19 protein-coding genes and 1 riboswitch are annotated in these 19,244 nt (G+C 45.6%); of the genes, 16 read left to right on the top strand and 3 right to left on the bottom strand.

What is annotated here, in order from left to right:
* Window positions 1–49 precede the first annotated feature (49 nt).
* The 6 genes from QMG11_RS06120 (at window position 50) to QMG11_RS06095 (ending at window position 7,975) form a co-directional block, all read left to right on the top strand.
* Window positions 50–1,213, top strand: coding sequence for a reductive dehalogenase domain-containing protein (locus QMG11_RS06120; protein ID WP_281834377.1), 1,164 nt, complete (start codon window positions 50–52; stop codon window positions 1,211–1,213).
* A gap of 2 nt (window positions 1,214–1,215) precedes the next feature.
* The gene (locus QMG11_RS06115) at window positions 1,216–3,153 is read left to right on the top strand and encodes an FAD-dependent oxidoreductase (protein ID WP_281834376.1); all 1,938 of its coding nucleotides are present in this window, start codon (window positions 1,216–1,218) and stop codon (window positions 3,151–3,153) included.
* A gap of 159 nt (window positions 3,154–3,312) precedes the next feature.
* Window positions 3,313–3,933 carry a Crp/Fnr family transcriptional regulator gene (locus tag QMG11_RS06110; RefSeq protein WP_281834375.1) on the top strand — a complete coding sequence of 207 codons (621 nt, stop codon included), beginning with the start codon at window positions 3,313–3,315 and terminating at the stop codon, window positions 3,931–3,933.
* A gap of 151 nt (window positions 3,934–4,084) precedes the next feature.
* A complete protein-coding gene (locus QMG11_RS06105) occupies window positions 4,085–6,019 on the top strand; it encodes an FAD-dependent oxidoreductase (protein ID WP_281834374.1) in 1,935 nt (644 codons plus the stop codon).
* Between the two features lie 19 nt (window positions 6,020–6,038).
* Window positions 6,039–7,322 (top strand): hypothetical protein, encoded by a 1,284-nt coding sequence (locus tag QMG11_RS06100; protein WP_281834373.1) that lies wholly within the window; start codon window positions 6,039–6,041, stop codon window positions 7,320–7,322.
* Between the two features lie 11 nt (window positions 7,323–7,333).
* Entirely contained in the window at window positions 7,334–7,975 is a 642-nt protein-coding gene (locus QMG11_RS06095) for a Crp/Fnr family transcriptional regulator (protein WP_281834372.1), read from the top strand.
* Window positions 7,976–8,056: 81 nt separating this feature from the next.
* Here QMG11_RS06095 and citG read toward each other — a convergent pair whose 3' ends face one another.
* From citG to citC, 3 genes are read right to left on the bottom strand one after another with little or no spacing between them, the layout of a single operon-like run.
* Window positions 8,057–8,902 carry a triphosphoribosyl-dephospho-CoA synthase CitG gene (gene citG, locus QMG11_RS06090; RefSeq protein WP_281834371.1) on the bottom strand — a complete coding sequence of 282 codons (846 nt, stop codon included), beginning with the start codon at window positions 8,900–8,902 and terminating at the stop codon, window positions 8,057–8,059.
* Complete coding sequence (gene citX, locus QMG11_RS06085) at window positions 8,895–9,416, bottom strand: citrate lyase holo-[acyl-carrier protein] synthase (protein WP_281834370.1); 522 nt, start codon at window positions 9,414–9,416, stop codon at window positions 8,895–8,897. Before citX ends, citG begins: the two co-directional genes overlap by 8 nt.
* 37 nt (window positions 9,417–9,453) lie before the next feature.
* Window positions 9,454–10,503: a [citrate (pro-3S)-lyase] ligase gene (gene citC / locus QMG11_RS06080; RefSeq protein WP_281834369.1), complete on the bottom strand. Its 1,050-nt coding sequence runs from the start codon at window positions 10,501–10,503 to the stop codon at window positions 9,454–9,456.
* Window positions 10,504–11,024: 521 nt separating this feature from the next.
* On the opposite strand from citC, the gene QMG11_RS06075 reads away from it, so the two are divergent.
* The 10 genes from QMG11_RS06075 to purF all read left to right on the top strand — a co-directional run bounded on the left by QMG11_RS06075 (window position 11,025) and on the right by purF (window position 19,077).
* Window positions 11,025–11,339, top strand: coding sequence for a DUF3870 domain-containing protein (locus QMG11_RS06075; protein WP_281834368.1), 315 nt, complete (start codon window positions 11,025–11,027; stop codon window positions 11,337–11,339).
* Between the two features lie 136 nt (window positions 11,340–11,475).
* Entirely contained in the window at window positions 11,476–11,772 is a 297-nt protein-coding gene (locus QMG11_RS06070) for an aspartate/glutamate racemase family protein (protein WP_281834367.1), read from the top strand.
* The gene (locus QMG11_RS06065; protein ID WP_281834366.1) at window positions 11,685–12,263 is read left to right on the top strand and encodes a glutamate racemase; all 579 of its coding nucleotides are present in this window, start codon (window positions 11,685–11,687) and stop codon (window positions 12,261–12,263) included. Before QMG11_RS06070 ends, QMG11_RS06065 begins: the two co-directional genes overlap by 88 nt.
* A 102-nt stretch (window positions 12,264–12,365) precedes the next feature.
* A riboswitch (TPP riboswitch) is annotated at window positions 12,366–12,465 on the top strand.
* 97 nt (window positions 12,466–12,562) lie between these two features.
* On the top strand, window positions 12,563–12,763 hold the full coding sequence (gene thiS, locus QMG11_RS06060; RefSeq protein ID WP_281834365.1) for a sulfur carrier protein ThiS: 201 nt from the start codon (window positions 12,563–12,565) through the stop codon (window positions 12,761–12,763).
* A 79-nt stretch (window positions 12,764–12,842) separates the two neighbouring features.
* The gene (locus tag QMG11_RS06055) at window positions 12,843–13,613 is read left to right on the top strand and encodes a thiazole synthase (protein WP_281834364.1); all 771 of its coding nucleotides are present in this window, start codon (window positions 12,843–12,845) and stop codon (window positions 13,611–13,613) included.
* Window position 13,614: 1 nt separating this feature from the next.
* Window positions 13,615–14,721 (top strand): 2-iminoacetate synthase ThiH, encoded by a 1,107-nt coding sequence (thiH, locus tag QMG11_RS06050; protein WP_281834362.1) that lies wholly within the window; start codon window positions 13,615–13,617, stop codon window positions 14,719–14,721.
* On the top strand, window positions 14,715–15,263 hold the full coding sequence (gene thiF, locus QMG11_RS06045; RefSeq protein ID WP_281834361.1) for a sulfur carrier protein ThiS adenylyltransferase ThiF: 549 nt from the start codon (window positions 14,715–14,717) through the stop codon (window positions 15,261–15,263). The genes thiH and thiF overlap by 7 nt, the downstream gene beginning before the upstream one ends.
* Window positions 15,250–16,269: a thiamine phosphate synthase gene (gene thiE, locus QMG11_RS06040; protein WP_281834360.1), complete on the top strand. Its 1,020-nt coding sequence runs from the start codon at window positions 15,250–15,252 to the stop codon at window positions 16,267–16,269. Before thiF ends, thiE begins: the two co-directional genes overlap by 14 nt.
* Before the next feature lie 41 nt (window positions 16,270–16,310).
* On the top strand, window positions 16,311–17,594 hold the full coding sequence (gene thiC / locus QMG11_RS06035; RefSeq protein ID WP_281834358.1) for a phosphomethylpyrimidine synthase ThiC: 1,284 nt from the start codon (window positions 16,311–16,313) through the stop codon (window positions 17,592–17,594).
* A gap of 79 nt (window positions 17,595–17,673) precedes the next feature.
* The gene (purF, locus tag QMG11_RS06030) at window positions 17,674–19,077 is read left to right on the top strand and encodes an amidophosphoribosyltransferase (protein ID WP_281834354.1); all 1,404 of its coding nucleotides are present in this window, start codon (window positions 17,674–17,676) and stop codon (window positions 19,075–19,077) included.
* The last annotated feature ends 167 nt before the right edge of the window (window positions 19,078–19,244 follow it).

The raw sequence follows: 19,244 nt of genomic DNA, 5'->3' as shown, positions 1-19,244 counted from the left end.
TTTTTTAATTACTAAACTAACGAATGTTAGTTTGTTGAAGGAGATGAGTATGAATCCAAAAGATATTAATTTTCCTAAATATTCAGATAGCGTCAAGAAGTGGCGAAAAAAGAAGGCAAAGATGGTGGAGGAAGCCCACGAGACCTCTATTACCAGATGGGATCCAGATACCTCCCTCTGGAAGTTTTCTCCCCAAAACCACGGAAAGGAGATTACAGATAACAATCCCTATGTAAATATCGTGGATATAGGGGAGTTCGACAAGATGTCTACCCTCTACCCCTACCCTACCTATCCAAAGTTAATGGCTTCAGAGGAGAGTTTTAAAAGGTATTTTGGACCTATGCATGCAGAGGTAAAGGGAGATCCCTTCCACTATATGGGGTCCATAAAAAAGGGGAAGGAGATTCAGAACAAGCTGGCTTCTGGGGAGATTGTTCCCAAAGTGTCCAAGGAGAGGGAGGAGGACCTCCTAAAGCTGAAGATGGAGATAAAGAGCTACGCCAGGGAGCTTAATATGCCTGCAATGGGTGTAACTAAAGTAGACAGAAGATACATCTCCGATGAAAAGGATCACCTGGTTCCCTATGATACCATAATAATCTTTGCCCCTGAGATGCCCCTTGAGAATGTTAAGGGGATCCCAAACAACATAAAGACTCTCTCGGCCTTCGACTCCTACAGGGAGGGGGGAGAAAACATTCTCAAAATCGCCGATTTCATCCGTTCAAAGGGATACAGGTGCCTTCCAAGGATGTCCTTCGACGGAGAGATAAAACTTCCGCCCCACGCAGTAAATGCAGGGATGGGAAACTACTCCACCTATGGAATATGTATTATCCCAGAGGTGGGAACAAGGAGTAAGCTGGTAGCTCTTCTTATAGATGCAGAGCTGCCCCTGGATGACCCAAGGGACTGGAATATAGAGGAGTTTTGTTCCAGATGCAGGATGTGCCAGAAGTCCTGCCCAGGGGGGTCAATTCCAAAGGAAGAGAAGAGATTCAGGGGAGCCCTCAAAAGACAGGCCGATTACCACAGATGTCTGGAGCAGATGACCACCTCCAAGGAGTGCATGAGGTGTGTAAGGGTGTGTCCATTCAGTATAATAGGATATGAGAAGTGTATGGATTCCCTCCCTCACTACTACAGATATAACCTAGAAAGGGATAAAATTAACAAGTTAAAACTCTTGAAGATGAAGGAGTGTGAATAATTATGTGGATAGATGTAATGGGTAGCGTAAATACAAGGGGAAGATTTGAGGTCTCCTCTGAAAAAACTATAAAGGAGATCCTGGCTGAATACGCCCAGGGAATCAAGGACAGCAAGAGGTTAAAGCTTGTACAGGTTGGAGGTCCCCTGGGAAGGTGTCTTAAAGGGGGAGAGATTAACAATTCCCTCAGCCTCTACAAGGAGGATATGACTGGAGATATGATCCTCTTTTTGGATGAACTTATGTGTCCCGTGGATTATCTGAGGTTTCTCACCAGGTTCCTTATAAGGGAGCTCAGATTGGATAACTCCTTTACAAGAAAGCTGAATGAGCTAGTCGAAAAGATAGCCAACGGCCAGGGGAACAGGCTCACTGTGGAGGAGATAAAAATGGAACTGGAGGAGAGAAGGGTCCAAAACCTTGCAGAGGAGAGAACAAGGGAGATCTTCCACTACTTCCTGGGGAACTTCAAAGAAGAGATAGAGGAGCACATAGTTCAGAAGAGGTGTAGAAACGGTATCTGCAGGGGACTCATGGTAGCCCAGTGTATAAACGCCTGTCCAGGAGAGGTGTTTGTTCCGGGATATGTGGAGCTCATGAAGAGGGGAAGGTATGAGGAGGCCTATGCTCTCATGAGAAGAAATAACCCTCTTTCCTTTATCTGCGGAAAGGTATGTGCCAGACCATGTGAGGACAGGTGCAGAAGGGGAGAGATAGAGGAAACTGTAGGAGTAAGAGCCCTGAAAAGATATGCTGCTGAGATGGCCCTTGAGGAGAGCGAGTATACCGAGAAGAGATTGGAACCCAAGGAAAAAAAGGTAGCTATTGTTGGAGGGGGTCCTGCGGGACTTACAGCTGCCTACTACCTGGCCAAGAGCGGATACGGGGTGACCATATATGAAGCTGAATCCAGGATTGGAGGGATGCTTGCCATGGGAATACCTGAATACAGGCTTCCCCAGGAGAGTATAGACAGGGAGGTAGAGCTTATAAAAAAGGTCGGCGTAGAGATCATCACAGGGATCAGGATAGGAGAGGATATACAACTCAACCAGTTGCGTAGGGAGCATGATGCAGTCCTCCTGGCCACAGGGTGTCATGCGGGGAATGCCGGACCAGGTACAGAGATTCAGGGAGTGGAAACAGCTGTGAAGCTCCTCAAGGAGATCAAGTTAGAGGGAAGAAGGAAGATCGGAAAAAAAGTCCTTGTTGTAGGAGGAGGAGATGTGGCTATGGATGCTGCCAGAAGTGCTCTCAGACTGGGAGCAACAGATGTAAAGGTCATCTCCCTGGAAGACTATACCTCCATGCCTGCAAGCTTAGAGGAGAAGGCGGGAGCTCTCCAGGAGGGAGTAGAATTCCTAAGCGGATACGGAGTACACGGGATTAAATCAGCTGAAGAACAGCTTACAGGAGTGGAGGTAAAGAGGTGTCTTTCGGTAGTGGATGATGACTACAGATTTGCACCAGTTTACGATGAAGGGGAGACCCTGGAGCTGGAAGCAGACAGCCTCATCTACGCCATCGGCCAGGTTCCCGATCTCTCCTATATAGACTGTGTAGATACAGCTAAGATAAGGTTTATAGAGGAGGACTTCTTTGAAACCCCTGTGAAAAAGGTCTATGCTGTGGGAGATATGTGCGGCCCGGGAACAGCAATAGAAGCCATCGCAGCTGCCAAGAGAGCAGCCCAGACTATAGACAGGTACCTGGGAGGAGAGGGGATCTACGACGGGGATGATATAGAGGTCCCTGAAACAAACCTGGACTGCACAACATGGGATCAGAAGGCTACAGAGGAGAAGATCCTTGCGGCCCAGGAGAGGTGCAGCAGCTTCTGTGAGATAGGAGAGAGCTATACCCAGGAGGAAGCTATAACCGAGGCTGGAAGGTGTATGAGGTGTGACAGAAACTCCCAAAGGAGACTCTGGCTTAAATAATTTTAAAGGAACCTCTTTGAGCTGGCTCACCTTTCTTTAACAATTCCCCTACTCCTGCTAATCATTGAATTTAAAGCAGTGGGTATAAGGCCCACACACAAAGAACTTGAAGCGGGATAAAAATTTATTGTAAACTGTTAAAAAAAAGGGGAGGGGCAGATGGAAGTTTCTGAAAGATTAAGAGATATGTTTGAGAAGGTAGAGGGAGTGGCTGAATATACCTTTAAAAAGGGGGATAAGGTAGCTTTTTCAGCGGAGGAGATGGAGATGATCTACCTTATTGTAGAGGGAGAGATCGATATAAACTATGTGGCTGAGAATGGCAATACCATGCACCTTCTCATTGCAGGTAAGGGACAGCTTGTGGGGGCAGTGGACCTCCCCCTTGGCAGCTGGCTTGTAAACATGACAGCCAGAACCAAGGTTAAGCTTCTAGGGGTTAGCATGGATGCTCTTTCAGACCTCGAGGACAGCGCTGTTTTCTGGAAGGCCATGTACCTGGATGTGTCCAGAAAGTTCAGGGAGTTTGGAGAAAGGACCTTCACAAGATCCACAGCTGTGTCCTATGAGACCTTCTTTCTTCTCTACCTCAAGGAGAGGGGATATCAGCTGGAGTTCAACTCTCTGGCCGACCTGGCCTACTGCCTGAATCTGGAGTACAGAAACTTCTTCAGGGTAGTTAAGAAGCTTACAGAGAGGGGAATCATAGTTAAGGAGAGGAACAGGATATCAGTTCCTGATGTCCCCCTCTTTCAAAGCTACCTCAAGGAAAGGTTCTAAGAGATCTTTAATAACAGGGAAAAGTTAAGGGGAGCACCTATGGGCGCTCCTCTTTTTTAATAACTTTTTTCAGATCTATGGTAATTGACATAATTGATTTTTTCCTGGAGATGTTAACCTTTATACATAAATGAAAGGTAGGAGGTTGTCTATGTTAGAGGTTAAAGTATTGGGCGATGTTAATCGCAGAGGAAGCTACTCTGTGGAAGGGGAAACCACCCTTAAAGATCTTCTTGAAGGTTATGCCGGAGGAGTAAAGAATGGAAGAAGGGTATCTGCCATACAAGTTGGCGGGGTACTGGGAGATTTCCTTGGAGTGGATTCCCTGGGAAGATCCCTGGAGAAGTTTGCAGAGGGCAGAAGCCAGGTAGAGGTTATGTATCTAAACGACCTTTTTTGTCCGGTGGATTATGTGAAATTTCTAATGAGATACTGTGTAAATACACTGAAGAGGAGGAGCAGCTCCCTTATAGAGATGAGGGAGATAGCAGAGAAGCTTGTCAGTGAGGAGGGAAATGAGGAAAGCTTCCAGAGGCTGAGGGAGATCACCATAGAATCCTCAGAAGATGATACAGAAAAGAGGATCAAGGATATAGTGTGGGAGATGACGGAGAGATACTACGATATCTTTATGGAGCACGTGAGAGATCACAGGTGCAGAACAACAATATGCAGAAGGCTCTACAGTGCTCAATGTATCAATGAGTGTCCTGCCGAGGTGGATATCCCTTCATATGTGGAGCTTATGGAGCACGGTAGGGTAGAGGACGCATACAGGCTCATGAAGAGGTCCAATCCCCTGGCCTTTGTATGTGGTAAGATCTGCGCCAGACCTTGTGAAGCAAGATGCAGAAGAGGAGAGTTAGAGGAATCGGTGGGAGTTAGAGCCCTTAAGAGGTATGCTTCAGATATGACCCTGAGACTTGGAAACTTTACCGAGGACAGAAGAGAGGATAACGGAAAGAGTGTGGCTATCGTAGGCGGTGGTCCTGCAGGGCTTTCAGCAGCCTACTACCTGGGAAGAAGCGGATACAGGGTTACAGTCTTTGAGGCAAATGAAGTGGTGGGAGGTATGCTGGCTGTGGGGATCCCTGCATACAGGCTTCCCCAGTCTACAATAGATACAGAGGTGGATTATATAACGAAGCTGGGAGTGGAGATCAAGACAGGAGTAAGGGTTGGAAGGGATATCCACATAGATGAGATAAGGTCCAACTACGACTCCATCCTTCTGGCAACTGGATGCCACCTGGGGAATGCTCTTGCTCAGGGAGATGGAATAGAGACAGCTGTAAAGCTTCTGAAGGAGGTCAAGACTGAGGGGAGAGAGAAGATCGGTAAAAGAGTCCTTGTAATAGGTGGAGGAGATGTGGCTATGGACGCTGCCAGAACTACCATAAGACTTGGAGCAGAAAAAGTGATCGTGGCAACCCTGGAAGGTAATATCCATGAGATGCCTGCAACGGAAGAGGAGAAGAGGGAGGCTCTGGAGGAGGGAGTGGAGTTCGCGAACGGTTACTCCCTCAGGGAGACCTTTAAAAGTATAGAGGGATGTGTGGAGAAGGTTACCCTTAAGAGGTGTCTCTCTGTACTGGATGATGAGTATAGATTTGCCCCTGTCTACGACGATGAGGAGGTCCTTGAACTACCGGTAGATTCCCTTATCTTTGCCATTGGGCAGAGACCTGATAACAGCTATTTTACCGAGGAGATAGAGGTAGATGAAAGAGGATGGATAGCAGCTGATCCTGTGACCCTTAAGACCAGTGCTAAGGGAGTCTTTGCTGCTGGAGATATGCTGCAGGTAGGAAGTGCCATAAAAGCCATTGCTGAAGGTAAAAGAGGTGCCGAAGCTATAGACAGATACCTCAGAGGTAGTGGAATCTATACCGGTGAGGAAGTTCAGGTGCCGGAGATCCCCCTGAATATAGATATATGGAATACTTCCAAGGTAGAGGAAGAGATCAGGTGTGTAGATGAGAGGATCAACTTCAAGGAAGCTGTGAGAACCTTTACCGAGGAGGAAGCAAGGTGCGAGGCCAGAAGGTGTATGAGGTGTGACAGAAATTCCAGAAGAAGATATTAAATAGTTGTTGGAGGTAGGAATGAGACCAAGTAAGGAAGCTATGAAAAGGGTAATGGATACAATGCTGGGAGACAAGTTTTTAAAGAGAAAACTTGAGAGTACAGGGGTATTTATGGAGATAATAGAGGAGATGTCCAAAGATATAGAGGGGTTTCAGGAGATCAGGGAGGAGTATGACAGGTATCTCAAAGATATCAGAACTACAAACAGGACAAAGTGGCACACTGAAAATAAAATGGCTGTAGTGGGCAGGGATGACACAAAGCACGATTACATGCTTAGGTGGGACCCCGAGACCTGTCTTACCAAGGCCTCCCCTCTAAATGAGGGGAAGTCCATAACAGATAACAACCACATGTTCAACATCCTCAACCAGGAGGAGATGGATGTGGCCTATGAAAATGAACCTCTCTGGGGGGAGCCAGATGTATGGAAGGATATAAATATGTTTATCTCCTATGTCATGCAGAATATAGAGGATGCCACCGGGGACCACTACAGTTATATACTGAGAATTATGAGGGACAGGTTCAGAATGGAGGAGGAGGTTCACAGGGAACACGACCTCCCTAAAGCTCCCAATAAGGAGAAGAACCTGGTCAAGCTCAAGGAGGAGATCAGGAAAAAAGCCGGTGAGCTGGGATTTGGAGTAGTGGGCTTCACCAAGATAGACAGGAGATTTCTGGGAGATGGAAATGACTCTGTAGCTCCCTACCAGAATATAGTGGTCCTGGGAATGGAGATGGATACAGAGCAGATAGAAGAGATGCCTGCTCCGGGAGCTAAGACGGGAGAGCTATGGGTAATGAGAACCTACGCAGATGCCGGAGAGGGAGCCCATGCCCTGGCTGATTTTATAAGGTCCAAGGGGTGGGGAGCACACCCGAGGATGTCTTTAGACGGGGAGGTGAAGTTCAGCCACCATGCTGTTAATGCCGGTGTGGCAAACTTCGGAACCTCAGCCAATGTTCTCACAAGGGAGTATGGACCAAGGGTGAGGTTCTGTGCAGTAATCTTGGAAGCAGATGTGGAACCAGATGGACCTAAGGATTTTAATGTAGAGGAGTTTTGTTCCAGGTGCAGAATGTGCCAGAAGGCGTGTCCTGTGGGCGCTATCCCAAAGGAAGCTGTGAGGATGAGGGGAGCTATGAGAAGAAGGCTAAACGACAAGAAGTGCTTCTCTTCTATGGTAGGAATGAACAGCGAGTGCGGATGGTGTATCAAGGTCTGTCCCCTGCACAAGATGGGATTTGAAAGAGCCATGGAAGCGATACCGCCATACTACTCATATAACCTGGATTAGAGGAGGACCCTATGAACAGAAAAGAGATGGCTAGGCTAATGCCTGAATTAAACAGGGATGACATAGAGCAGCTTATGAAGGAGGGACTTGAGGGAGAATTTATCCTCCACCACCTGACCAAGAAGGATGCCCTCTTTCCCAAGGATGATAAAGCCTATCTTGTAAAAAGCGGAGATGCCTTTGTCCACGCTTATACCGACGATGGACTGGAGTTTCACATTAGACTTCAGAAAGATGAGGGGATTGGGATGCTGAATATATTTATAGAGGAGGAGCTGGATTTCATCTTAAGGGGAATGGACAGGTGTACCGTCCTTGAGATACCTATAAAAAAGGCCCTCCAGACAACGAGTATCAAGTTCATCCTCTCCCTCTATGAGAAGATGCTTTCAGCTATGTCCATAAACCTATTTAAGATGCTTAAAAATTATGCAGCTAAGGTTAACTACACCAATGAACAGTACCTGCTAAACTTCATAGTGACCAGGGGAGGATCTTATCGCTTCTCATCTTCCGAGGACCTTGCTCACCTTCTCCACATCGATCTGAGAACCTTCCAAAGAATTATTAGGAAACTTTCAGATAGGGGAGTCCTCATTAAGGAAAAAAATTTCATAGAGATCCTGGACTACGATGCTATTCAGAAGATCTAGAGCACCTATAGGTTTAAAACAAAAAAAGGAGGGGATATCCCCTCCTTTTAAGGCATCTATTCTCTTTATGCCCTTTCAGAGCTACCTAAAAAACTCCTCCCTTATCCTGGACAGGAATATGGTTACTGCCAGCAGGTCTGCACACCCTCCCGGACTGATCCTCCGTCTGCTAAACTCCAGGCTCACCTTCTCTATCCTCTCCATATCGAGCTTTATAGGTTTCCCAAAGGATCTAAGGAGTTCACCACTTCTCTCCTTAACCTCCTTTAAGGTTCCCAGATCATGCCTGTGAAGGATGGTAGTATCCTCACAAAAGGCCATAATCTCCAAGAGGGTATACACCAGCCTTTCATTCTCCTCTAGCTCACACTCCCTATAAGCCTTCAGGGCATGATTGAATACTGCAGGAAGCCCCGCTTCCGCCTCTCCTCTGATACCTGTTATTCCATACTCAAGGAATACCCTCTCTCCGTGGGTGAGGTCCTCCTTACCGGTGAGGTGTCTCAGCTCTGCCTCTACTATCCCCATGGTCATCTCCTTGATCACATGGGGGATCTCCTGAAACTCCCCTTTTCTGGCTACTACAACTGAAGATGCAATAAGGGTTAACCCCAGGACAAATATCATCCCCTTGTGGGTATTGACTCCCTTGGTTCTTTTGTACATGGCTGCCTCAGCCTCTATACCAATCTTCCTACACCTCTTAAAGATATCCTCTATCTCAGCCCCGCTCATGGCCACATGGGCCATCTCCAGAAAATACCTCTGAAGGACTGCACTACTCTCTATAAAGGTGTAGTAATCCATATCTGTGTGGGCCCCCTTGGAAACCGGAGATACCAGTCCAAAGGATGGATAGCACGCTGCCTCCTTCACCATGGCTTCCACAGCAAACTCTCCCATTCTGTAAACTTCTTCTCTATACATCTTCTCTACCCCAGACCTTCATCTCAATATATTTTTCCAGCTCCTCCAATGTATGCTTTCTGCTTCTCACACATAGATGGGCTTCCTCCTGGCATATATAGCACCTTCTTGGGGATCTTCCTATCTCCCCTCTGCCTATGCCCCTGCCATCTCCATGATACACATCTATATCGGCAAGCCTCCCGTAGGGATGTCTTTCCTCTAACTCCATCATCTGCTCCTTGAGTCTTCCTGTATCTCCCTCTACCATGTAGATATAGGTTAAGCCCTCAAAGGATTCTATCCTCTCCGTCTTTTTTATATCTGTACCTAAGATCCTCTCCACTTCCTCCCTCAGAGCCTCCACAACTTTTCTTGAGGTAGGGTTGTCCTTCTTTGCCCCAGGATAGTTGCATCTAACTACCACCGATGGCAGGGGGTACTCATCCCTGAGCCTCTCCATCCTTTCCACCCTTGCCTCTCTGGCATCCAGGATCCCCCTTATCTTCTCCTCTAATTCCCTGTCTATCTTCATTCCATCCACCCTTACCTATTGATTTTATCCTTACACCCTAGTGGGCTGTATTACTCACAATTATCTTCTCCACTATTCTGCTTCCCTCTTCCGTTTCCAGGAATTCAAGGGTTGTTTCTGGAAGTAGGTGGATAAGCTCATCTCTAACTATCCCCTTGTTTTCCTTTATGCTTCCCCTTACCCTGGAAGCACTTATAGCTCTGTCATCCTCTTCCTTCCTCTTTACTATCTCCACCTCTACCCCATAGGTCTTCAGGATCCTTTCAAGGGCTTCATTATAGGCTCTTGTCACCTCGCAGTAGGGCTCATCCCCCACCATCCTCTTCTTTATATTAAAGTAGCTGCAGAAGTACCTCCCGAATATCTTGGCATCCAGGGTGGTGTACTCTGTAAGGTGCTCGCCCTTCTCCCTGAGGAAGTATGCCGGGAAGGTAGCGCTGGAGATGATATACTCTCCCCCTGGTACAACCCTTACATTTTCAAGGTCTGCCACTCCCCTTCTTACAAGTTCAAGCCTCGTTTTAAAGGGAAAGAGGGATCTGTCCTCCTCCACTAGGAATACCACAACCTCCTCACTTACCTGGCTGGCTCTCTCTATAAGGTATCTGTGTCCCAGAGTAAATGGGTTGCAGTTCATTACAAGGGCTGTTCTTGAGGTGTCCCCTTTAAGACCATACTTCTTCCCAAGCTCTTTAAGGGATTTCTCTATCCCTCCGAAGCCTCCCTCTAGAAGGGCTACCCTTTCCGACCTCTCAACCTCCTTATACCCCAGACTTTCAAAGGTATTTATATACTCGGGCTTGGTAAAGATGAAGGAGTGAAATATCCCCTCCTCAAAGAGCTTGTCCTGGAGGTTTTTTATCATTATGTTGGTTACACCCTTCCCCTGCATGCTGTCATCCACAGCAAAACACTTGAGTATATTTTTTGCCTTGGAACAGGTTGCCACCACTGCACCATCCCTTCTCACAGCAACGGTGTAATCTATCCCCTCCTCAAAATCCAAGTCAAATTTCCCCAGAAATCCCCTTACCTCCTCAACCTCAAAGGGATTTGTTAAGTTTATCTTTTCAGCCAAATAGCTCACATTATCACCCCATATTCAAATTCTTATCCTTTAATTTCATAACTATATTCTACACGAAAGATCCTTCTTTTTCCCATTTATATTATCTATAGTTTTATCCTCCACTATTTCGTTCATATCTCATATAGATAAAATCTCATTTAGAGAGATACTCTCGGTCTACCACCTTTTTATAAACCCCTTAAAAAATTGACTTTTCTCAAAATAGAAAGTATAGTCTTAATACAACAGCATATATTAAAATTTAAAAGTAAGATAACATCATCTCTTAAATACTGTAAAGGATATGAGTCGGATTTACTTCCCCAAGGGAGGAGTCCGACCTTTTTTATTTTAAAAAAGCGGTAGCGATCTGGAGGGTCAGCTCTAACTTTGAAGTTAATAGGCTCTAAACCTATTGGAAGAGAGGTTTTAGGCAGGTATAACCTTAATAGGAGGGTGGACTTGGCTTCCAACAGGTTCAGCCACACGTCTATAAAATTTCTTCATAAAATTTAATTTTACACTAAGGAGGATACACTTTGGAAAAAAGAATAGTTTATGTATCTGGATATGGAAAGGCTCACGAGAAGTCTGCAATTACCAAGATCTATGGAATTTTTGCTCTGGGAATGACTGTGGATGCCGAGACCGATGAAATACTGGAGGTAGAGGGGTCCTTAGTTCTGGATATAACAAAGAATTTCTTAAAGAATCTCCTTATAGGAGAGAAGATTACCAATGAAAAGGTCATCATCGATAAGATCAACAACCTCTACTTTGGTGCCTCTAAGAAAGCCTTCATCGTAGCTTACAAGGACTCCCTGAGAAGGTACAGGGAAAAGATAATATACTAATTATTTAAGAGTAAGGTACATCAACTACTGATCTATCAAGGTATTTGAGTCGGATTTACTCCCTTGAGGGAGGAGTCCGGCTTTTTTTATTTCAGCTATTACACCACATTAAAGGATATTAAACAGGAGGTTTTTCATGTATAAGATAGGTATTTTTGATTCAGGGGTAGGAGGACTTACAGTTTTAAAGGAGATAAGAAGGAAGGTCCCAGAGAGCCATATAATATATTACGGAGACTGTACCAATGCTCCCTATGGGGACAGGGAGGAGGAAAAGATAAGAGAGCTATGTCTCAGGATAGGTGAGTTCCTCTATAAAAACAAGGTGGATGCCATGGTCATAGCATGCAATACAGCTACAGCAGCGGCACTAAAAGCGCTACAGGAAAGTCTTCCAATTCCTGTTATAGGCACTATACAGCCTGGGGTATAAAGGTCAGCAAAAACAATAATATCGCCGTTATTGCCACACCTGCTACCGTGAAGATGAATGTCTACAAAACCACCTTTGATCTCTATGCTCCCCAGGGATCCACCATTATTCAGAGAGGGTGTAAACTCCTCTGTCCCATGATTGAAAGGAGGTGGGGAAGGATACACGGAGATTATCTTACCGATGAACTTATCAGACTTTACCTGGAAGCTCTCCCAAAAGAAATAGATACACTAATCCTGGGGTGTACCCACTATCCCCTCATCAGGGATAAAATTTCAAAGTATTTCAAAAAAAACATAGTGGATCCCGCTGTGGAAACCACCGAGGACCTCCTAAGGGAGTTAGGGAGGATAAAAATCAAAAATGGTGAGGTTAACATGGAAAAAATAGATTTTATTGTCAGCGGTAAAAAAGAATTTTTCATAGATTTGGCAGAAACTTTTTTGGAAGAAAGGATAGACAACATACGTACTCTGAAGTTGATGTAGCAAAGCCGACAGCAGACTCCTTTCTATTTTTTCCAATAGCTATTTAAAAAAAATTCTATTTATTACTTGTAAAAAAAATTTATAAATGATATATTTCAAATGAAAGATAGCTAGGGGAGTCCCTGTGGACTGAGAAGACTATGTCTGACCCTTTGAACCTGATCTGGATTATACCAGCGTAGGGAAGCAAAAAATATTTTAATTTAAAGTGAGGGGGAAACCCTCGTCTATTAAGATTAATTTTTTGCCGTATACCTGGGTATACGGCTTTTTTATTTATTTAGATACTGGGAGGGAAGATGGAGGTAAGGGTAAACGGAAGGATCAGAGAGTTCTCTGAGGAGCTAAGTGTGGAAAAACTAATCCACCTGGAGGAATCACCCACCGAGGGACTTGTGGTTATGGTAAATGATGAGATCATTGCAAGAGAGGTATGGGATACAAGAGTTATCTCCTCTGAGGATGAGGTGGAACTTCTTTGTTTTGTCTCTGGAGGATAAAACATTTAAATTTTGAGGCTCTATATGAAAATATCAAAAGACAATTCAGCTATTAACTAAATTTAGCAGGAGGAAAGACATGGAAGATAAACTAATACTTGGAGGAGTTGAGTTCAACAGCAGACTCCTCACAGGAACTGGAAAGTTTGCATCAAAATCACTGATTCCCGGAATGATAGAGGCCAGCCAGTGCGAGATCATCACCATGGCCCTTAGAAGAGTGGACAAGACAAGCAGAGATGAAAATGTTTTAAGTTATATACCAAAGGAGATGACCCTTCTCCCTAATACATCGGGAGCCAGAAATGCAGAGGAAGCGGTGAAGATAGCCCGTATAGCAAGAGCTGCAGGATGCGGGGACTTCATCAAGATAGAGATAATCACAGATATGAAGTACCTCATGCCAGACAATGAGGAGACAATTAAAGCTACCAAGATCCTAGCAGATGAGGGATTCAAGGTCCTTCCATATATGATGCCGGACCTTATTGCTGCTAAGAAGCTGGAGGAGGCTGGAGCTGCTGCAGTTATGCCCCTGGGATCTCCCATCGGTTCCAATAAGGGTATACAGACAAGGGATATAGTTAAGCTAATTATCGAAAACTCCAATGTTCCCATCATCGTTGATGCAGGAATAGGAAGACCATCCCATGCAGCTGAGGCTATGGAGATGGGGGCAGACGCTGTCCTTGTTAACTCTGCCATTGCATGTTCAGCTGACCCAGTTAAGATGGCTGCTGCATTTAGAAAAGCTGTGGAAGCAGGAAGGGAAGCTTATCTTGCTGAGCTTGCTGAGGAGCAGGATACAGCCTATGCTTCATCACCATTTACCGGATTCCTGGAGGCCTAGTATGTCCTTTTACAGTGTAATTGAAAGATACAGCGACTTTGATATAGAGGAGTACTTCAGTGGAGTTACAGAGAATATGGTTCTCTCCTCTATGAGGAAGGAGAACCTTAGTTCCAAGGATTTTCTGAACCTTCTCTCTCCAGCTGCCCTCCCTCACCTAGAGGAGATGGCAAGGAAGGCAAACAAGCTTACAGTTCAGCACTTTGGCAGGACTATAAGCCTCTATGCCCCACTCTATATCTCCAACTACTGCACCAACCACTGCACCTACTGTGGTTTCAGTGTGGTAAATAAGATAAAGAGAGCCCAGCTTACCCTGGAGGAAATAGACAGGGAAGCTGCAGAGATGGCAAAGACGGGACTGAAGCACATCCTTCTCCTCACAGGGGAAGCCAAAGGGATCACAGAAATCTCCTACCTGGCCGATGCCATTAAGGTTCTTAAAAAATACTTTTCCTCAGTAGCCCTGGAGGTATTCCCCATGGATGAGGAGGAGTACAGAATCCTCAAAGAAGCCGGAGCAGACTCCCTTACCATCTACCAGGAGGTATATGACAGGGATATCTATAGAGAGGTCCACCTCAAGGGAGGAAAGGCTGACTACAGATACAGGCTGGATACCCCGGAGAGGGGAGCCAAAGCAGGCTTAAGAGCTGTAAATGTAGGAGCTCTCTTCGGACTGGGAGAGCTTGCATCTGAAGCCTTCTACAGCGGGCTCCATGCAAAGTATCTCATGGACAAGTATCTGGAAACTGAGGTAAGCATCTCCCTTCCTAGGATCAACCCTGCAGAGGGGGGCTTCCAGGCCAAATATACCCTGGGTGACAGGAGGTTTGTACAGTTTATCCTGGCATACAGACTCTTCCTTCCCAAGGTTGGGATCAACCTCTCCACAAGGGAAACCGAAGAGTTCAGAGACAACCTCTTAAAACTTGGGATCACAAAGTTTTCAGCGGGATCAAAGACTACAGTTGGAGGATATAACGACAAGAATCAGTCCACGGAACAGTTTGACACCTCAGATAAGAGGAGTGTAGAGGAGATCGTGGCCATGATCAGATCCCAGGGATATCAGGTTGTATACAAGGACTGGGAGGCAATATGGTAGGAAGGATAAAAAAGATCGGTATCGCAGGAGCCGGGGGACTTGGTTCCAATGTTGCAGTAAACCTTGTCCGTTCAGGGGTAGATAATATCAAGGTGGCCGATTTCGATGTAATAGATGAATCCAACCTAAACAGGCAGTTCTACTTCAAGGATCAGGTTGGCAGGATAAAGGTAGAGGCTCTCAGGGAAAACCTCACAAGGATAAACCCGGACCTCTCCATAGAGGTGAGGGATATGAAGCTGGATAAGAGCAATATGAGGGAGTTCTTCTCCGACTGCGACATAGTTGTGGAAGCCTTCGATAAGAGTAAGTATAAGTCCATGCTTCTGGAGCATGTAGGAAGGAAGGAGCTCATCGTATGTGGCAGTGGTATAGGCCACTATAACCTAGAGGAGATCGGTATTAAGAAGATGGGAAAAAATATCTACATTGTAGGGGACTTCTCCTCGGATATAAAGGATTGCAAGACCTACTCCACCAAGGTTCAGATAGTGGCATCTATGATGGCCAATATCGTCATGGAGAGGGGTGGTTTCTATTAATATCTTCAGGATAATAGACGCCAACCTGAACAGAGCCTGTGAGGGGATAAGGGTGGTTGAGGATGTTGCCAGGTTTATCTACTGCAACAGGGAGATGGCCTCTCACCTGAGAGGTGTAAGACACTCCATCAGAAAGAGTACCGACCACCTGAAGGGTAACCTCCTAATATCCAGGGACTCTATTAAGGATGTGGGAAGGGTTATCAGCAGAAGCAACACCCTGGATAAAAAGGAATCTATAGATAAAATCATAAACGCCAACTTCAAGAGGGCTCAGGAGGCTCTCAGAACTGTGGAGGAGATGTTAAAGCTCACAGACTACAACCTTTCCAAGGAGATCGAGGGTGAGAGATTTAAGATATATACGCTGGAAAAGGAGTATAACAGGATGAAGAGAAGCATTCCAAGGGGATTATATGGCATTACCGGAGAGAAGTTTGCCGGGGGAAGAAATAATATAGAGTGTGTAAGAGAGATGATAGCCGGGGGGATAGAGGTTATCCAGTACAGAGAGAAGGAGAAGCCCCTCAGGGAAAAGATAGAGGAGATCAAGGAGATCAGGAAGATCTGCCGGGAGAACAACGTTTTCTTCATAGTCAATGATCACATCGATATAGCCCTTCTCGTCGAAGCCGACGGTGTCCATGTAGGACAGAAGGATATGCATATCTCCGATGTAAGAAGATTAGTGGGAGAGGATATGATAATCGGTCTTTCCACCCACTCACCTGAGCAGGCAAAGCAGGCTGTTTTAGACGGGGCCGACTATATCGGTGTGGGACCTATCTTCCCTACTACAACTAAGGATACACCATCAGTTGGGCTTGAGTACCTGGAGTTTGCCACTAAAAATATAGATATTCCCTTTGTGGCTATAGGGGGAATAAAGCTTCACAATATAGGGGAGATCTCTGTGAGAGATCCCTACTCTATATGCCTGGTGAGCGAAATAGTCGGAGCTGAAGACATAAAGGCTACCGTAGAAAGAATCAAGGCTGCTATTTAGGACTTTATTATCACTTTTTTTAATAGATTAAGGAGAACACTATGAACTACGCAACTCAGATGGAAGCTGCCAGAAAGGGAATCTTTACAAAGCAGATGGAGGAAGTTTTAAGAGAGGAAACTGTATCAAAGGAATTTTTAATGGCTGAGATGGCAGCGGGAAGGATTGTTATCCCTGCCAATAAAAAGCACAAGAATATAGTGGGAAAGGCTGTTGGAAACGGACTTAAGACAAAGGTCAATGTTAACCTGGGAGTATCGGAGGATGAGTGCAACAACCACCTGGAGCTGGAGAAGGTAAGAACTGCCATCGACATGAAAGCCGATGCAATCATGGACCTAAGTATCTATGGAGACACTAAGAACTTCAGAAAGAAGCTGGTGGAGATGTCTCCTGTTATGCTTGGTACTGTACCTATGTATGATGCTGTAGCAAAGTATGGTAAAGATATCGGTAGGATGACTGTAGAGGATCTCTTCGAGGTAGTTGTGGAGCACTGTGAGGACGGTATCGACTTCCTTACCATCCACGCAGGACTTAACCTTGAGTGTGTAAAGAGGATTCAGAACAACCCTAGACTTACTCACATTGTAAGCCGTGGGGGATCTATCCTATATGAGTGGATGCTTATAAACAAAAAGGAAAACCCATTCTATGAGCACTTTGACAGACTTCTTGATATCTGTAGAGAGTACGACGTTACCCTTAGTCTGGGAGACGGTCTGAGACCTGGAAGCCTTAAGGATGCCACAGATGCTCCTCAGATACAGGAACTTCTTATCCTGGGAGAACTCACTAAGGAAGCATGGAAGAAGGATGTTCAGGTAATGATCGAGGGACCAGGACACGTTCCATTTAACGAGATCGCTGGAAATATGATGTTGGAGAAGAAGCTTTGCCACGGAGCACCATTCTATATCCTCGGACCTCTGGTTACAGATATCGCCCCTGGTTACGACCACATCACATCAGCTATCGGTGGTACCCTTGCTGCAACTCACGGTGCGGACTTCCTTTGCTATGTTACACCGGCAGAGCACCTTAGACTGCCGGACCTTCAGGATATGAAGGAGGGGATCATCGCTTCAAGAATAGCAGCTCATGCAGCTGATATAGCCAACGGCGTTAAGGGAGCTATCGACTGGGATCACGAGATGAGTAAGGCCAGAGGAGAGCTTAACTGGGAAAGGATGTTTGAGTTAGCCATAGACCCTGAGAAGGCTCGTGAATACAGAAAATCATCATCTCCTGAAAATGAAGAAGTATGTACAATGTGTGGAGACCTTTGCCCTATTAAGAGAGGTAAGGATCTAAAGGAAGCTTAAAATAAATTAGCAAAGAGTATTAAGCCTTCTCTAGTGTATTAAACAGTAGAGGAGGCTTATCTTAAGTGGAGGTAAACCTATGAACAGATCTATAGACAAGATGGAAGAGGAGTGCGGAGTTTTCGGGATCTTTTCCAGGGAAAAGAAGGATGGGATAGCAGATCTGACCTCTATTGCTCTCCATGCTTTACAGCACAGGGGACAGGAGAGTGCAGGAATCACTGTATCAGACTTTGGGGAGATAGAAACCTATAAGGGGATGGGACTGGTAGGAGATGTATTTATCTCTGAAGTTCTGGAAGGTCTTACAGGGAACTCTGCCATTGGTCATGTGAGGTATTCTACCCAGGGGGGCAGCCTTCTGGAAAATGCCCAGCCCCTTGAATCCCCATATAGATCTGGGAGTGTGGCAATAGCCCACAACGGTAATATTACAAATGCAGGGAAGCTTAGGTCGGCCCTTCTAAAGAGGGACGTAAACTTCTCCACAACCTCCGACTCTGAGGTTATCCTCAGGATGCTCACCCTAGATAAGGGTAAAAATATAGTTGAATCCCTCAGGGATATGACTGGAATCTTAGAGGGATCCTATGCCCTTGTGATCCTTGCAGATAATGAACTTATTGGAATGAGGGACCCTGCAGGAATAAGGCCCCTCTGTTTGGGACAGAACAGCGTAGGGAACTGGTTCCTGGCATCTGAATCCTGTGCCCTGAATTCAGTGGGAGCTTCTATGGTAAGGGATATTGAGCCAGGGGAGATAGTTGTTATCGGTGAGGAGGGGATTAGGTCCACAAGATATGACCTCTCCCACAGCTCCCCCTGCTCCTTTGAACACATCTACTTTGCAAGGCCAGACAGCATCATAGATGGTATAGAGGTATATAGTGCAAGGGTAGAAGGGGGAAGACTTCTGGCTAAGCAGAAGAAGGTAGATGCAGATATAGTGATCGGGGTTCCAGATTCCGGGATACCTGCAGCTATAGGATTCTCAGAGGCAAGCGATATCCCCTATGGTATAGGTCTTGTAAGAAACTCATATAGCGGTAGGTCCTTTATTGAACCCTCCCAGGAGATAAGAGAGGATGTTGTAGGTAGGAAGCTATCTACCATTAAGGGAAGCATAGCTGGAAAGAGAGTTGTTGTTGTAGATGATTCCCTGGTCAGGGGGACAACCAGCAGAAAGCTCATAGAGATGTTGAGGGAAGCTGGGGCAAAGGAGGTCCACTTCAGGCTGGCCTCTCCTCCGGTAAAGCACCCCTGCTTTTTAGGGATAGATATCTCAGATAAGGGGGAACTTCTGGCAAATGGGATGAGTATAGGGGAGATGGCAGAGGTTATAGGGGCAGATACCCTTGATTTCCTCTCCCTGGAAAACCTCTACCACTCCCTTGGAAGAGAAGGTTGCTGTACAGGCTGCTTCAATGGAGCATATCCAGCAGCTTCAGCCCCTTCACTCCACAAACTGGTTTCAGCCAGTTAAACCCTTAGATACTCTGCTACTTATAAAGTTAAATAGGTTAAAATAAAAAGTAGCTGCCTACGGGCAGCTTTTTTTGTACTTGCAAGTTTGATACCATATAGGGATGAGTTCTTTAAATAAACCCTTAAAACAAATTCTTTCAAAATACTTCTTTGATTATTGGAGAT

The organism is Propionigenium maris DSM 9537 (genome assembly GCF_027925155.1).
GTDB lineage: Bacteria > Fusobacteriota > Fusobacteriia > Fusobacteriales > Fusobacteriaceae > Propionigenium > Propionigenium maris.
The sequence above is the reverse complement of the archived record's forward strand: the minus strand, read 5'-3'. Positions and strand labels throughout refer to the sequence as shown.

Excerpts from the sequence above, each read along its gene's own strand:
- QMG11_RS06065 (WP_281834366.1), top strand. The coding sequence starts at position 11,685 with ATGCAATACAGCTACAGCAGCGGCACTAAAAGCGCTACAGGAAAGTCT.
- QMG11_RS06105 (WP_281834374.1), top strand. The coding sequence starts at position 4,085 with ATGTTAGAGGTTAAAGTATTGGGCGATGTTAATCGCAGAGGAAGCTAC.
- QMG11_RS06110 (WP_281834375.1), top strand. The coding sequence starts at position 3,313 with ATGGAAGTTTCTGAAAGATTAAGAGATATGTTTGAGAAGGTAGAGGGA.
- citG (WP_281834371.1), bottom strand. The coding sequence starts at position 8,902 with ATGTATAGAGAAGAAGTTTACAGAATGGGAGAGTTTGCTGTGGAAGCC.
- QMG11_RS06070 (WP_281834367.1), top strand. The coding sequence starts at position 11,476 with ATGTATAAGATAGGTATTTTTGATTCAGGGGTAGGAGGACTTACAGTT.
- QMG11_RS06095 (WP_281834372.1), top strand. The coding sequence starts at position 7,334 with ATGAACAGAAAAGAGATGGCTAGGCTAATGCCTGAATTAAACAGGGAT.
- thiF (WP_281834361.1), top strand. The coding sequence starts at position 14,715 with ATGGTAGGAAGGATAAAAAAGATCGGTATCGCAGGAGCCGGGGGACTT.
- QMG11_RS06055 (WP_281834364.1), top strand. The coding sequence starts at position 12,843 with ATGGAAGATAAACTAATACTTGGAGGAGTTGAGTTCAACAGCAGACTC.
- thiC (WP_281834358.1), top strand. The coding sequence starts at position 16,311 with ATGAACTACGCAACTCAGATGGAAGCTGCCAGAAAGGGAATCTTTACA.
- QMG11_RS06120 (WP_281834377.1), top strand. The coding sequence starts at position 50 with ATGAATCCAAAAGATATTAATTTTCCTAAATATTCAGATAGCGTCAAG.
- thiH (WP_281834362.1), top strand. The coding sequence starts at position 13,615 with ATGTCCTTTTACAGTGTAATTGAAAGATACAGCGACTTTGATATAGAG.
- QMG11_RS06100 (WP_281834373.1), top strand. The coding sequence starts at position 6,039 with ATGAGACCAAGTAAGGAAGCTATGAAAAGGGTAATGGATACAATGCTG.
- thiS (WP_281834365.1), top strand. The coding sequence starts at position 12,563 with ATGGAGGTAAGGGTAAACGGAAGGATCAGAGAGTTCTCTGAGGAGCTA.
- QMG11_RS06115 (WP_281834376.1), top strand. The coding sequence starts at position 1,216 with ATGTGGATAGATGTAATGGGTAGCGTAAATACAAGGGGAAGATTTGAG.
- citX (WP_281834370.1), bottom strand. The coding sequence starts at position 9,416 with ATGAAGATAGACAGGGAATTAGAGGAGAAGATAAGGGGGATCCTGGAT.
- purF (WP_281834354.1), top strand. The coding sequence starts at position 17,674 with ATGAACAGATCTATAGACAAGATGGAAGAGGAGTGCGGAGTTTTCGGG.